This window comes from Leifsonia sp. KNZ12-8B (assembly GCF_056755495.1).
In genome coordinates this window covers 1-13,733 of sequence record NZ_JBPGXM010000108.1, presented here as the reverse complement: position 1 = coordinate 13,733, position 13,733 = coordinate 1, and the positions used below count along the sequence as shown (strand labels likewise).

Sequence of the window (13,733 nt, the reverse complement as noted above, 5' to 3'; positions counted from 1 at the left end):
CCACGGAAGGACCCACCCCGTGACCACCGACCTCGAGACCCCCGCCGTCCGCGCCCTGCGTGAACGCGTCGCGTCCCTCCACGCCGAGCTGGTCCGTTACGGCCTCGTCGTCTGGACGGGCGGCAACATCTCCGGCCGCGTGCCGGGCCAGGACCTCTTCGTCATCAAGCCCAGCGGCGTCGACTACGACGACCTCGCCCCCGAGAACATGATCCTGTGCACCCTCGACGGGGAGGTCGTGCCCGGCTCCCTCGGCAGTAAGCGTTCGCCCTCCTCCGACACCGCCGCGCACGCCTACGTGTACCGCAGCATGCCTGAGGTCGGCGGAGTCGTCCACACCCACTCCACCTACGCCACGGCGTGGGCGGCGCGCGCCGAGGCCATCCCGTGCGTGATCACGGCGATGGCGGACGAGTTCGGCGGCGAGATCCCGGTGGGGCCGTTCGCGATCATCGGCGACGACTCCATCGGCCGCGGAATCGTGCAGACGCTGACCGGGCACCGCAGCCGTGCCGTCCTCATGCAGAACCACGGCGTCTTCACCATCGGCCGCGACGCGCGCGACGCCGTGAAGGCCGCGGTCATGGCCGAGGACGTCGCCCGCACCGTGCACATCGCCCGCCAGGGCGGCCCGCTCGTCCCCATCCCGCAGGAGGCTATCGACAGCCTCTTCGACCGTTATCAGAACGTCTACGGACAGAACCCGGAAGGATCGCTCGCCTGATGCCGAAGCTCACCACCTCCCCGAACTCCGACGGGCTCGACGGCTACGAGGTCTGGTTCCTCACCGGCAGCCAGCACCTCTACGGGCCGGAGACCCTGGCCCAGGTCGCCGACCAGTCGCGCGCCATCGCCGATGAGCTCGGCGCCTCCCCCGCCGTGCCCGTGCGCGTCGTGTGGAAGCCGGTGCTCACCGACGCCGACGCCATCCGCCGGATCATGCTCGAGGCCAACGCCGACGACCGGGTCATCGGCCTGATCGCGTGGATGCACACCTTCAGCCCGGCGAAGATGTGGATCGCCGGCCTCGACGCGCTGCAGAAGCCGCTCCTCCACCTCCACACGCAGGCCAACGTCGAGCTGCCGTGGGGCGAGATCGACTTCGACTTCATGAACCTCAACCAGGCCGCGCACGGCGACCGCGAGTTCGGCTACATCCAGACCAGGCTGGGGGTTCCGCGCACGACGGTCGTCGGCCACGTGAGCAACCCGGCGGTCGCCGGACGTGTCGGCACGTGGATGCGCGCCGCGGCGGGATGGGCGGCCACGCGGTCGCTGAAGCTCGCGCGGTTCGGCGACAACATGCGCTACGTCGCGGTGACCGAGGGCGACAAGACGGAGGCGGAGCACGTCTTCGGCGTGCAGGTGAACACCTGGGGCGTCAACGAGCTGGCGGAGGCGGTCGCCGCGGCGGCGGACTCGGACGTCGACGCGCTCGTGGCCGAGTACGAGGAGCTGTACGACGTCGTGCCCGAGCTGCGGCGCGGCGGCGAGCGGCACCAGTCCCTGCGCGATGGCGCGGCGATCGAGCTGGGGCTGCGCTCGTTCCTGGAGGAGGGCGGATTCGGCGCCTTCACGACCAGCTTCGAGGACCTGGGCGCGCTGAAGCAGCTGCCCGGGCTCGCCGTGCAGCGGCTGATGGCCGAGGGCTACGGCTTCGGCGCCGAGGGCGACTGGAAGACCGCCGTGCTGGTGCGCGCCGCGAACGTGATGGGCGCCGGGCTGCCAGGCGGCGCCTCCCTCATGGAGGACTACACGTACGACCTCACGCCGGGTGACGAGCGCATCCTGGGTGCGCACATGCTCGAGGTGGCGCCCTCGCTCAGCTCGGGGCGGGCCTCTCTGGAGGTGCACCCGCTCGGCATCGGCGGCAAGGACGACCCGGTACGGCTCGTCTTCACCGCCGACCCCGGACCGGCGGTCGTCGTGGCGCTGTCCGACATGCGGGACCGCTTCCGCCTCGTCGCCAACGTGGTGGAGGTGGTGGAGCCGACCGCTCCGCTGCCGAAGCTGCCGGTCGGCCGCGCGGTGTGGAAGCCCGCGCCCGACTTCACCACCTCGGCCACGGCCTGGCTGGAGGCGGGTGCCGCGCACCACACGGTGATGAGCACGGCCGTCGGCGTGGAGGCGTTCGAGGACTTCGCGCGTATGGCGCGCACCGAGCTGCTCGTGATCGACGAGTCGACGACGCTGCGCGAGTTCCGTCGCGAGCTGGACTGGAACGCGGCCTACTACCGGCTCGCGCGCGGGATCTGAACCAGCACGCCTGATCTTCCGGCCGCCGGCGAGTCATCGCGTCGGCGGCCGGAACCTTTTCAGTGCGGGGCGGCCGTCCTATGCAGGCATTCCCGGGTGTCGGCGCTCTTGTCCGGCGTGGAGGCTCGCGATTGGATGGCCGCATGAAGATCACCAGACAGATCACCGTGTTCGACACACCGGATCTCGACGCCGAGGCGGGCTTCTGGGCCCGCCTGCTCGGCGGCGAGGTTCGCGACGGCGATGAGGACGACTGGCGCACGGTCGCCGTCGACGGCGAACCACGGCTGGGCTTCCAGCTCGCCCCGAACCACGAGCGCCCGCACTGGCCAGACGGCGCGCAGCAGCAGCTGCACCTCGACCTCTACGTCGACGACATCCGGGAGGCGCACGAACACGCCGTGTCGCTGGGTGCGAAGCTCCTGAAGCCGGCACCCGACCTGGATGCCGCGGAAGGCTTCCAGGTGTACGAGGACCCGTCGGGGCATCCGTTCTGCCTGTGCTGGTGAACGGAATGGGTGATCAGCAGCTGCCGCCGTTGGCGGTGACCGGTGTCACGGGGATGGTGGGTCGGCTGACGGCGGATGCGCTGGCCGACGCCGGGCTGCCGTTCCGGATGCTCGCGCGGTCTCCGGAGCGCGCGCCGCACTACCCGGGCAGCGCCGTCGTGGCGGCGTCGTACGGCGACCAGGAGGCGGCGCGTGCGGCGCTGGAGGGCGTGGAGACGCTGTTCATGGTGTCGGCAGCCGAGGACGCGGAGCGGCTGGCGCAGCACCGTGCCTTCGTCGACGCCGCGGCTGCGGCCGGGGCGCGGCACATCGTGTACACGTCGTTCTTCGGAGCGTCGCCGCGGGCGACGTTCACGCTGGCGCGGGACCACGCCGCCACCGAGGGCTTCATCCGGGATGCCGGGATCGCCCACACCTTCCTGCGCGACAACCTCTACCTCGACTTCACCGAGAACATGGTCGGCGAGGACGGCGTCATCCGCGGGCCGGCCGGAGACGGGCGTGCGGCCATGGTGGCGAGGGCCGACGTGGCGCGCGTGGCGGCAGAAGTGCTGCAGCATCCCGGCGACCACCTCGACGTGACGTACGACCTGACCGGTCCCGAGGAGCTGACCTTCGCGGAGGTGGCGGAGACGCTGAGCAGGCATTTCGGGCGGCCGATCTCGTTCCACGACGAGACCATCGAGGAGGCGTACGCGTCGCGCCGGCGCTGGGAGGCGCCGCAATGGCAGTACGACGCGTGGGTGTCGACGTACACGGCGGTGGCCGCGGGCGAGCTCGCGGGGGTCACCGACGATGTCGAGCGGATCACCGGGCGGCGGCCGCTGTCGCTCGCGGAGTACCTGCGCGGAAGGGAGGCGGAGTGAGCTGCTGAAGGGGTGAGCGCCCCGCGGCCGGCCGTTCGCGAAACGAATCCGGACCACTGGACCTCCCGCGCAGAAGGAGCAGAATGACGTCATGACCGACGGCGGCACGGGCAGAGGCGACGCGTCGGTCGCCGCCGCCGTCGAGAAGGTGCCGTGTCCGGGATGCGGCGCACGCGCCCGCGTCACGCCCAACCCGTACTTCGGGACGGGGCTCGCGGTGCATCGGGCCGTCCTCCTCTGCGCGGCGTGCGGCTACACGGGGCTGCTCGACAACGAGCCCAGCGTCGTGGAGGAGGCTGCCGAGCCGGTGCACCGGACGGGGCCGCTGCAGCGGGTGCTCGGGCTGATCCGTCACGCGTGACGCAACGGCACACGGCCTTCCGTCCAGACGGTCAGCGGATGCGGACGCGCCCCTGCTGCCACAGGCGGGTGGCGACGACGCGGGGGTTGGCCTGCTCGTCGGCGTCGGCGCCGAGGGCGCTGTAGAGGCGGGCGAGGAGGGTCTCGGCGGCGCGCACGCTCGTGCCGCGTTCGGCAGCGATGCGGCGGGTGGAGGCTCCGGCCGCGACCAGGCGCAGCACCTCCGCCTGGGCGCGGGTGACCGTGAGCACGTCGCCCTCCGGCTCGGAGGCCCGGTGCGCCCCTCCCGCGATCGCCGCCTGCACGGCGTCGGCGAGCAGGGAGGCGTCGCGCACCTGCGACTTCACGAGGTACACGACAGACGGGGGGAGGCTCGCATCCCCCACCGCGAGCTCGGGCGACAGGTGCGAGGTCAGCACCACGAGCCCGACCCACGGCAGCTCACGGTGGACCCGCCACAGCAGCTCGGCGCCGGAGCCGCCGGCGCCGAAGTCGAGGTCGGTGACGACGGCGTTCGGGTCCGACGCCTCGATCGTCTGCCAGGCCTGCTCGACGGTCGTCGCCTGGGCGGCGTCGAAGCCGAGGGAGCGCAGCGCCGACGCCACCATGGACGCGGTGAAGACGTCGTCGTCCGCGACGACGACGCTGAGGGTGCGCTGCCGCGGCGTTGGCACGCCCTCCTGGGCGGGGCTGTCGCTCATCGACCTCGCTCACCGGTTGTCTGACTCCTGACCAGTATCGGGCGGCCCCCCGCGCCACGCCGGTCGCGGAGCGGGCGCGCCGATTCGCTGAACGAACATCCCTCGGCCTGCTCCATGCGGCACAGTGTAGGCCGCCACCGTGCAGGTACCATTCCCCCCATGCCCGCACCCGCCTCCCCGCCCCACTCCGCAGCCTCGCCGCGATGACGATCCGATGACGACCCGATGACGAACCAGCACCCCACCACCCCCGCCGAGGCGCTGCGCGACGGCGGCATGGAGGCGCTCTTCCACAGCCACCCGGACGGCGTCTGCCTCGTCGACCTCGACGGCGCCTTCGTCGAGTCCAACGAGGCCCTGACGCAGCTGACCGGGTACTCCGCCGACGAGCTCGGCCGGATGACGTTCGAGCGCCTCCTGCACCCGGAGGCCGTGGAGAGCACCTGGGCCGGGTTCCGCCGCGCGACCGGCGGCGAGAACGCCCGCTACATCACGCGGATCGTCACGGCGGGAGGCGCCATGCGGGTGCTCGACGCGACCAACATCCCGCTGCGCGGCCGCGAGGGCGACGTCGTGGCCGTGCTCGCGATCGTCCGCGACATCGGCGACGTCGAGCGGGCGGCGGCCGAGGCGGCGGGCAACGAGGCGCTGATGCGCATGGCGGCCAGGATCGCGCGGTTCGCGGGGTGGGTGGTCGACGTGGAGACGCGCCGCATCGTCCTCAGCGACGGCCTCCACGAGCTGCTCGGCATCGAGCACGGAGCGGTGCCGCACGACGAGGCTGCGGTGTCCCTCTTCGAGCCCGCCGACCGGCCGGCGATCAGGAGCGCCTTCTCCGCCGCCATCCACGAGGGCGAGCCGCTCGATGCGCACGGCACTGTGCGCGACGCCGACGGGCAGCGCATCCACGTGCACCTCGTCGGCGAGGCCGAGCGCGACGAGACCGGGCGCATCGTCCGGCTGCACGGCGCCTTCCACGACATCTCGCCGCTCGTGCGGCACCGGGAGGAGCAGCGCGCGATGGCGCGCTTCCTCCGCAACAGCCTCGACCAGGTGCACGAGGCCATCGCCTTCATCGACCGAGACTGGAGGTTCACCTTCGCGAACTCCCTGGCCGTGGAGTACGCGGGCGTCCCGGAGGCCCGGCTCCACGAGCTGACCGTGTGGGAGGCGTTCCCCACCGTCGTCGGCACGACGTTCGAGCGCATGTACCGCGACGCGATGGAGCAGGGCATCCCTGGTACGTCCCGCGGCTACGTCGCCGGCTGGGAGCGCTGGTTCGAGGTCAGCGCCAATCCGATCGACGACGGGATCGCCGTGTTCGTGCGCGACGTCAGCGACGACCAGCGCTCGCGCGAGATCCTCGCCGAGTACACGGCGCGGGTGGAGGCGCAGGCGCGGCTGCTCGACGCCGCGCGCGACGCCATCATCGTCCGCGACCTCGACGGCCGGGTGACCTACTGGAACCGCGGCGCCGAGCGCATCTACGGCCGGGCGGCGCACGAAGTGATCGGCCGGCACACCAGGGACGTGCTCTCGGTCGAGGGCGCCGACTTCGCCCGCATGGACGCGGCGCTGTTCCGCGACGGCTACTGGACGGGCGAGATCCGGCAGCGCAGGGCCGACGGCACGCCCATGGTCGCCGAGAGCCGCCTCCAGGTGGTCCGCGGCGACGACGGCGAGCCGACGGCCGTGTTCGGCGTCCACTCCGACGTGACCGAGCAGAAGCGCCTCGACGAGGAGCGCACCCGTGCGCAGCGGCTGGAGAGCCTCGGCACCCTGGCCGGCGGCATCGCGCACGACCTCAACAACGTGCTGACGCCCATCCTGATGACCGTGCAGCTGCTCGCCGCCGACGAGACCGACGAGCGCAGGAGTGAGCTGCTGGCCGCCATGGACGCCGCCGCCCATCGCGGTGCGGCGATGGTGCGCAAGGTGCTCTCGTTCGCGCGCGGGTCCGGCGGCAAGCGCGACCGGGTGGATGCGGGCCGGCTGCTCGGCGAGTTGCGGGCGCTCAGCCGCGAGACCCTCCCGCGCACCATCGAGCTGGAGGTCGTCGCGCCCGACGATCCGCCGGTGGTGCTCGGCGACGAGACCGAGCTGTTCCAAGTGCTCGTCAACCTGGTCACCAACGCGCGCGACGCCATGCCGGACGGCGGCCGGCTGACCGTCCGCGCCGACGAGGTGCCCGACGGTCTCCGCTTCGAGGTCACCGACACGGGCTGCGGCGTCGACGACGCGACCAGGGCCGCCATGTTCGAGCCGTTCTTCACGACCAAGGAGTCGGGCACCGGGCTCGGCCTGCCCACCTCCGCGGCGATCGTGAAGGCGCACGGAGGCGACCTCGAGGTGCGATCCCGGCCCGGCGAGGGCACCTCCATCGCCTTCGTGCTGCCCGCAGCGCCGGCCGCCCTCGTCGACGAGGCGCCCGAGCCCTCCACCGTCGAGCCGCAGCCCGGGGGTGGCAGGAGCGTGCTCGTGGTGGACGACGACGTGACCATCCGCGACCTGGTCGCGCACACGCTGCGCCAGGCCGGCTACCGGGTGGCGACGGCCGAGGCGGCGGAGGCGCTCGACCTCCTCGCCGACCGGGGCCGCCACTGGGACGTGGTCGTGACCGACGTCATGATGCCCGAGGTCAGCGGAGACGGGATCGCCCGCCTCGTGGCCGCGGGTCGCCCCGACGCGACCGTGGTGCTGATGAGCGGCATGCATCCCGGACCAGGCGCCCGCGCGGCGGTGGACACCGGGGCGGCGCACTTCCTCGCGAAGCCGTTCACGCCGTCCGCGCTGCTGGCAGCGATCGACCGCGCGCTGGCGGTGGCGGGACCGAAGGAGGCGGCCGGGGCGGGTGTGGCGGCGCGGCCGAAGGAGTCACCCGGGCCGGGTGAGCCCGTCGGGCCGGGTGAGCCCGTCGGGCCGGGTGAGGCGGCCGGGCCGGATCTGGCGACCGCGGGGGAGGCTGCGCCCGCGGGACAGCACACGGCGGCCGCCGCAGCAGAGCCCGCTCTCGCGATCCTCGCCGACACCGTGGCCCCTGCGCTGAACCGCGCCGTCAGCGCGTTCGACGTCGACGCCGACGCGCTCGCCGATCCAACCGCCGTCGCCGACGACCTCGCGGCGGCGGCCGAGGAGGCGCAGCGTCGTCTGGGCGCGGCCGCGCGCGACCCGCGCGTCCACCGGGTCGTCGGCGCAGCCTCCTCCGTCGCGATGGCGCTCAGGCTGCCGGACGCGCAGATGCCGACCGCCACGCTGGTGCAGCGCCTCCGGGAGGGCCTGGCGGACCTGGCCGCACTGGCCGGACCGCAGCGGGGCTGAGCCGGACCGCAGCGAGGCTGAGCCGGACCGCAGCGAGCTCGTCCGGACCCGCAGCGGGGCGAGCCGGACAGCGGCGGGGCTGAGCCGGACCGCAGCGGGGCTGAGCCCGAGCGCAGCGGGCCGAGTCGGTCCCCGGCGGGCCTGAGCCGGCGGCAGCGGCGCACGCGGCGAGGCCGCCCGAGGCGGACCGCGGAATCGGCGAGGTCCTGGCCACCCGAAGACCAGGACCCCGCCGCGTTGCGGCGTCTTCGGGGCTCCGTCAGGACCGGGGGAGGGGCGACGGGACCGGCGCGCACAACGGCAACGATCCTCCCCCGGGAGGAAGCGGCGGGGCAACGGCCCGATGCCGGGCGGTATGCGCTCTCCGAACACCCGCCGCCGACGGCCTCCATCCGCGCCCGGGAAATTAAGCACATCTGTAACACGCGCCCCTGTGCGACCATGTGCTCATGAAGGATTCTCACGGTATCGAGGCCCAGCCGGCCTCTGCGCACGGACCCGGACGCGCGCCCGCTGGGATCCCGCTGACCATCCGCATGGGCGAGCGGGAGTTCGCGGCACTGGTACGCATCGCGCGGCATCGCGACACGACGGCCTCCGCACTCGTCGAGCAGCTGGTGCTGCACGCTCTGACCAAGGCCGATGTGCCGCCGCCCGCCGAGTCCCATCCGGCGCGCAAGCACACCACCTACGAGGAGGCCACGGCCGGCTTCCGGCAGGACGGCGTGCTGAAGGCGGCCACCGGCACCTAGCGGCGACCCGGCCCCAGCCGCGCCACACTGAGTGCCGCCGCCACGCGCGCCGAGGGTCCGCTGTGCGTCGCCCGGGAGTACAGTCCAGGGCATGCACGTCCGTTCGCTCTCCGTGCGGGCCGCGCGGGCGATCGCGCCGGCGCTCGCGGCGGCGCTCGCGGCCGCTGTCGCGCTGGTCATCGCGCTCGTCGTCGCGCTGACGTTGACCGGCTGCTCGGCCGAGTCCGCCGCCCGCGGTCAGTTGTCGCAGTCGGCCGCCGACGCCGCCTCGGTGACGCGCTCCGCCGCGCTGGTGCTCGGGCTGCAGGAGGGCGAGCGGCTGATCCCCGGCGTGGAGGACAGCGGCCTCTCCGCCGCCGCGGAGACGCTGGCGAGCCAGGCATCCGGGGTCGCGACGCTGACCGCGACCGGCGGCATCGGCGAGCAGCGCGACCGCATCCTGTCGGACATCCGGGAGGCGCAGGACACGCTCGCCGCGGCCCAGCGAGCCGTGGCGGCCGGGCACGACGACGCCGCCGCGCTCGACGACCTCCGCCTCCACCTCGACGATCTGGCCGAGGAGCTCGCCCAGGCCTCCACGCACCTGGAGAGCGAAGGATGAAAGGCATCTTCGCCGTCGCGCTGGGCGTGCTCACCGCAATCGGCGGTTTCGTCGACATCGGCGATCTGGTCACCAACAGCGTCGTCGGCTCCCGCTTCGGCCTGACGCTGGCGTGGGTGGTGATCGTCGGCGTGGTCGGCATCTGCCTGTTCGCGCAGATGTCGGGCCGGGTGGCGGCGGTGAGCGGGCGGGCGACGTTCGAGATCATCCGGGAGCGGCTCGGCGCCCGCGCCGCTCTCGCCAACCTGTCGGCTTCGTTCCTCATCAACCTGCTGACCCTGACCGCGGAGGTCGGGGGCATCGCGCTCGCGCTGCAGCTCGCCTCCAGCATCGAGCCGGCGCTCTGGTTCCCGGTGGCGGCGGTCGCCGTGTGGATCGTGATCTGGCGGGTGAAGTTCTCGATCCTCGAGAATGTGACGGGCCTCCTCGGGCTCGCGCTGGTCATCTTCGCGGTCGCGGTGTTCTTCCTGCACCCGGACTGGTCGTCGCTGGCGTCGCAGGTGGCGCTGCAGCCCTCGCCGCACACCGACGAGCAGCCCGCGACGTACTGGTATTACGCGGTCGCGCTCTTCGGCGCCGCCATGACGCCGTACGAGGTGTTCTTCTTCTCCTCGGGGGCCATCGAGGAGAAGTGGAAGCCGAAGGACCTGGCGCAGTCACGGCTCAACGTGCTGGTCGGATTCCCGCTCGGCGGCCTCCTGTCGCTCGCGATCGCGGCGTGCGCCGCCATCGTGCTGCTGCCGAAGGGCATCGCGGTCGACTCGCTGTTCGAGACCGCGCTGCCGATCGCGCAGGCGTTCGGCAAGGTCGGGCTCATCATCGTCATCCTCGGCTTCGTCGCGGCGACGTTCGGGGCGGCGCTGGAGGTGACCCTCTCGAGCGGTTACACGCTCGCGCAGTTCTTCGGCTGGCCGTGGGGCAAGTTCCGGCGGCCGGCGAGCGCCTCCCGCTTCCACGCGGTCATGATCCTGTCGCTGGTGATCGGCCTCGGCATCCTCTTCACCGGCGTCGACCCGGTGCAGGTGACCGAGATCTCGGTGGTGTTCTCGGCGATCGCGCTGCCGCTGACCTACCTGCCCATCCTGATCGTCGCGAACGATCCCAAATACATGGGGAAGCGCGTCAACGGGAGGGTGACCAACGTCTTCGCGCTCATCTACCTGGCGATCATCCTCGTCGCGAGCATCGCCGCCATCCCCCTCATGATCATCACGGGAGCAGGAGCATGACCGACCCCGGATTCGCGAAGCCGCCCACGGTCGCCGGCCGTGTGCTCGACGCCCAGCTCGACCTCCTCGACCGCCAGGTCCTCGACCCGGACGGCGTGCCGGTGACCACCGTCGACGACCTCGAGCTGTCGGAGCCGGGCGACGCCGCCCGGCTGGATCCCGACGACCCGCCGACCCTGATCTCGCTGCTCACCGGTCCGGTGCTCGGCACGCGCATCTTCGGCGGCAGGCCGCCGGACTCGCGCTTCGTGCGCATCCCCTGGTCGCTGGTCTCGGGCGTCGGCGTGACCGTGGAGGTCGGCACGGCCGCCGAGAACCTCGACGCGTCGTGGGTGGAGCGCTGGGTCCGCGACCATATCATCGCCCGCATCCCGGGAGGCCGCCATGATCCTGAGTGACCTGCTCGGGCGGGAGGTCCGTTCGGCGACCGGCGAACGGCTCGGCGTCGTCATCGACGCGCGCTTCGCCGTGGACGGGCCGCCGCAGCAGCTGCTCGCCGTCGCACGCCTCCACGGGCTCATCGTCAGCCCGCGCTCGCACTCGTCGTTCCTCGGCTACGAGCGCACCGACATCACGGCGCCCGCGCCGATCGCCGCCTTCCTGCGGTGGCGCGAGCGTGGCACGTTCCTGGTGCTGTGGCGCGACCTCGCCTCCCTCGCCGGGGACGCGGTGGTGCTGCGGGAGGGCGCGGTCCGGTACTCGCCGCGGCTCGCGGACTCGCAGGGGTGAGGAGTGGTGCGCCTCCCTTGTCAAGGGCTGCACGGCTCGCGCCCGGCCGGGTTGGCTGCATCGTGCAGGCCCCCATCCACCGGAAGGAGAGCACCATGACACGCGACCCATCGGACAGCGGGTCGGCCGACCACGTCGCCGCCTCTCTCCGCGGGGCCCGCGGCGCCCTCGACAGCGGCTCCCTCGACAGCGGCTCCCTCGACCGGGGCGGTGTCGTCTACGCCGCGTTCCGGCTCGACGCGCTGTCCTTCGGCGGGAGCGCACAGGCGTGAGGGGCGACTCGACCCTCGCGTTCCTGCGCGACGGGTATCTCTTCGGCACCAGGAGCTTCGACCGCCACGGTTCGGACGCCGTGCGCACGCGGCTGCTCGGCCGTCCGGTGACGCTGTTGCGCGGGCGGGAGGCGGTGCGGTTCTTCTACGAGGGCGGCCGCTTCGGCCGCGCCGGCGCCCTGCCGATGTCGGTGCTCACCGTGCTGCAGGATCTGGGCAGCGTGCAGACACTGGAGGGGGAGGCGCACGCCCGGCGCAAGGAGCTCTTCCTCGATCTCGCGACGGGTCCGTCGGGGGCGGCGCTGGTGGCGGCGTTCGAGCGCGAGTTGCTGGCCGAGGCGTTGTCCGGACGCGCCGCCAGCGACATCCGGGCGATCGACCTCTTCAACACCGTGCTCACCCGCGCCGTCTGCACCTGGGCGGGCTTGCCGGAGGCGGTTGCGCGCGAGTTCGAGCGCACGGGGGTGCTGGCGCAGATGGTGGAGGCGGCCGGCTCGTTCGGCGTCTACAACCGCGTCGTCCGCCTCCGCCGCCGCCGGGCCGAGCGGATGCTCGCAGACGCCGTCATCGCCGAACGGGCCGTGCCCTCCGCCACGCCGGGGTCGCCCTTCGCGGTCGTGGCGGGCTATGCGGAGCCGGATCCGCTCACGCCGGAGGTCGCGGCGGTGGAGCTGCTCAACCTCCTCCGCCCGACCGTCGCCGTCAGCCGCTTCGTCACGTTCGCCGTGCACGCGCTGCACCGGCACACCGGCTGGCGGGCGGCGCTGGCCGGGGGAGACGACGCGGCGGTGCGGTGGTTCGCGAACGAGGTGCGCCGCTTCTACCCGTTCTTCCCGGTCGTCGGTGGTCGGGCCACGCGCGCTCTCGAGGGGGTCGGCCTCTCGTGGCGGGAGGGCGACTGGGCCCTGCTCGATCTGTACGCGACCAACCACGACCCGGCGCTGTGGAGCACGCCCCGGCGGTTCCTGCCGCAGCGCTTCGAGGGCCTCGTGGTCGAGCCGAACACGCTCGTCCCGCAGGGCGGCGGCCGCTACCGGGAGGACCATCGCTGCCCCGGGGAGCCGGTGACGGTCGACCTGCTCGACGCGGGTCTCCGTCTGCTCACCCGGCGGCTGCGCTACGGGGTGCCGGAGCAGGATCTGCGGATCAGCCTCCGCCGCTTCCCCGCGCTGCCGGAGGACGGCATGGTCGTGAGCGGGCTGGCCCCGGTGTGAGCGGCCCGCGGATCGAGGCCGAGTACGTCCTGCCCCTGCGGTGGCACGACGACGCCGGGCTGGAGGAGCTGGCCGGCTACCTGACCCGGCTGGCCGCTGTGATCGATGTCACCGTCGTCGACGGGTCGGAGCCGGAGCGGTTCTCGGCGCACGCGCGCGCGTTCCCGGCGGGCGTGCGCCACCTCCCCGTGCAGCCGTGGCCCGGGCGCAACGGCAAGGTCGCGGGCGTGATGACCGGGGTGCGGGAGGCGCGGCACGAGCGGATCGTGCTGGCCGACGACGACGTGCGTTACACCGCCGAGGCACTACGGGCGGTGGTGGGGAGGCTGGACGAGGCCGGCGGGGCCGATCTGGTCCGGCCGCAGAACGTCTTCGACCCCGCGCCGTGGCACGCGCGCTGGGACACCGGCCGCAGCCTTCTGAACCGCGCGTTCGGGCACGACTACCCCGGGACGTTCGCGCTGCGTCGCTTGCTGCTGCTGGGCGCGGGAGGCTACGACGGCGACGTCCTGTTCGAGAACCTCGAGCTGCTGCGCACGGTGGAGGCGGCGGGCGGGCGCATCCGCGACGCCGACGACGTGTACGTGCCGAGGCGTCCGCCGACGGCGCGGCACTTCCTCGGGCAGCGGGTGCGGCAGGCGTACGACGACTTCGCGCAACCGGTGCGGCTGGCGGCCGAGCTGGCCGTGCTGCCGGCGGTGGCGGCGGCGAGCGCCCGGCGCCGGGCGCGGTGGCGGGGCGTCGCCGCCGGGCTGGTGATCGCGACGGCGGAGGTCGGACGGCGGCGGGCGGGAGGCGCGCGCGTCTTCCCGTGGACGGCCGCCCTCTGGGCGCCGCTCTGGCTCGCCGAGCGCGCGGTCTGCGTGTGGCTGGCGGCGGGCGCGCGCCAGAGCCGCCGCGTGCGCGACACCCACCGCCCCCGCCCC

General features: G+C 73.3%; 15 protein-coding genes. 14 read left to right on the top strand and 1 reads right to left on the bottom strand.

What is annotated here, in order from left to right; translation table 11 throughout:
- Positions 1-19 precede the first annotated feature (19 nt).
- From ACR9ZG_RS14420 to ACR9ZG_RS14400, 5 genes are all read left to right on the top strand, one after another.
- On the top strand, positions 20-724 hold the full coding sequence (locus tag ACR9ZG_RS14420) for an L-ribulose-5-phosphate 4-epimerase (protein WP_481285539.1): 705 nt from the start codon (positions 20-22) through the stop codon (positions 722-724).
- A complete protein-coding gene (gene araA / locus ACR9ZG_RS14415; RefSeq protein WP_481285538.1) occupies positions 724-2,256 on the top strand; it encodes an L-arabinose isomerase in 1,533 nt (510 codons plus the stop codon). Before ACR9ZG_RS14420 ends, araA begins: the two co-directional genes overlap by 1 nt.
- Before the next feature lie 143 nt (positions 2,257-2,399).
- On the top strand, positions 2,400-2,765 hold the full coding sequence (locus tag ACR9ZG_RS14410; RefSeq protein WP_481285537.1) for a VOC family protein: 366 nt from the start codon (positions 2,400-2,402) through the stop codon (positions 2,763-2,765).
- A gap of 5 nt (positions 2,766-2,770) precedes the next feature.
- Positions 2,771-3,631, top strand: a complete 861-nt coding sequence (locus ACR9ZG_RS14405) for an NAD(P)H-binding protein (RefSeq protein WP_481285536.1) — start codon at positions 2,771-2,773, stop codon at positions 3,629-3,631.
- 91 nt (positions 3,632-3,722) lie between these two features.
- Complete coding sequence (locus ACR9ZG_RS14400; protein ID WP_481285535.1) at positions 3,723-3,992, top strand: hypothetical protein; 270 nt, start codon at positions 3,723-3,725, stop codon at positions 3,990-3,992.
- Between the two features lie 31 nt (positions 3,993-4,023).
- Here ACR9ZG_RS14400 and ACR9ZG_RS14395 read toward each other — a convergent pair whose 3' ends face one another.
- Positions 4,024-4,692: a response regulator gene (locus tag ACR9ZG_RS14395; protein WP_481285534.1), complete on the bottom strand. Its 669-nt coding sequence runs from the start codon at positions 4,690-4,692 to the stop codon at positions 4,024-4,026.
- 225 nt (positions 4,693-4,917) lie between these two features.
- Between ACR9ZG_RS14395 and ACR9ZG_RS14390 the strand changes: the two genes are divergently transcribed.
- The 9 genes from ACR9ZG_RS14390 to ACR9ZG_RS14350 form a co-directional block, all read left to right on the top strand.
- Positions 4,918-8,010 (top strand): PAS domain-containing hybrid sensor histidine kinase/response regulator, encoded by a 3,093-nt coding sequence (locus ACR9ZG_RS14390; RefSeq protein ID WP_481285533.1) that lies wholly within the window; start codon positions 4,918-4,920, stop codon positions 8,008-8,010.
- 449 nt (positions 8,011-8,459) lie between these two features.
- Positions 8,460-8,762: a hypothetical protein gene (locus ACR9ZG_RS14385; protein ID WP_481285532.1), complete on the top strand. Its 303-nt coding sequence runs from the start codon at positions 8,460-8,462 to the stop codon at positions 8,760-8,762.
- A 91-nt stretch (positions 8,763-8,853) separates the two neighbouring features.
- On the top strand, positions 8,854-9,363 hold the full coding sequence (locus tag ACR9ZG_RS14380) for a hypothetical protein (RefSeq protein ID WP_481285531.1): 510 nt from the start codon (positions 8,854-8,856) through the stop codon (positions 9,361-9,363).
- Positions 9,360-10,592, top strand: a complete 1,233-nt coding sequence (locus ACR9ZG_RS14375; RefSeq protein ID WP_481285530.1) for an NRAMP family divalent metal transporter — start codon at positions 9,360-9,362, stop codon at positions 10,590-10,592. The genes ACR9ZG_RS14380 and ACR9ZG_RS14375 overlap by 4 nt, the downstream gene beginning before the upstream one ends.
- Entirely contained in the window at positions 10,589-10,990 is a 402-nt protein-coding gene (locus ACR9ZG_RS14370) for a hypothetical protein (protein ID WP_481285529.1), read from the top strand. The genes ACR9ZG_RS14375 and ACR9ZG_RS14370 overlap by 4 nt, the downstream gene beginning before the upstream one ends.
- A complete protein-coding gene (locus ACR9ZG_RS14365; protein ID WP_481285528.1) occupies positions 10,977-11,321 on the top strand; it encodes a PRC-barrel domain-containing protein in 345 nt (114 codons plus the stop codon). Before ACR9ZG_RS14370 ends, ACR9ZG_RS14365 begins: the two co-directional genes overlap by 14 nt.
- A 95-nt stretch (positions 11,322-11,416) precedes the next feature.
- Positions 11,417-11,593: a hypothetical protein gene (locus ACR9ZG_RS14360; RefSeq protein ID WP_481285527.1), complete on the top strand. Its 177-nt coding sequence runs from the start codon at positions 11,417-11,419 to the stop codon at positions 11,591-11,593.
- Complete coding sequence (locus ACR9ZG_RS14355; RefSeq protein WP_481285526.1) at positions 11,590-12,807, top strand: cytochrome P450; 1,218 nt, start codon at positions 11,590-11,592, stop codon at positions 12,805-12,807. Before ACR9ZG_RS14360 ends, ACR9ZG_RS14355 begins: the two co-directional genes overlap by 4 nt.
- Positions 12,804-13,733 (top strand): glycosyltransferase family 2 protein (locus ACR9ZG_RS14350; RefSeq protein ID WP_481285525.1); only part of this gene is annotated, 930 nt, incomplete at its 3' end. The genes ACR9ZG_RS14355 and ACR9ZG_RS14350, both read left to right, overlap by 4 nt.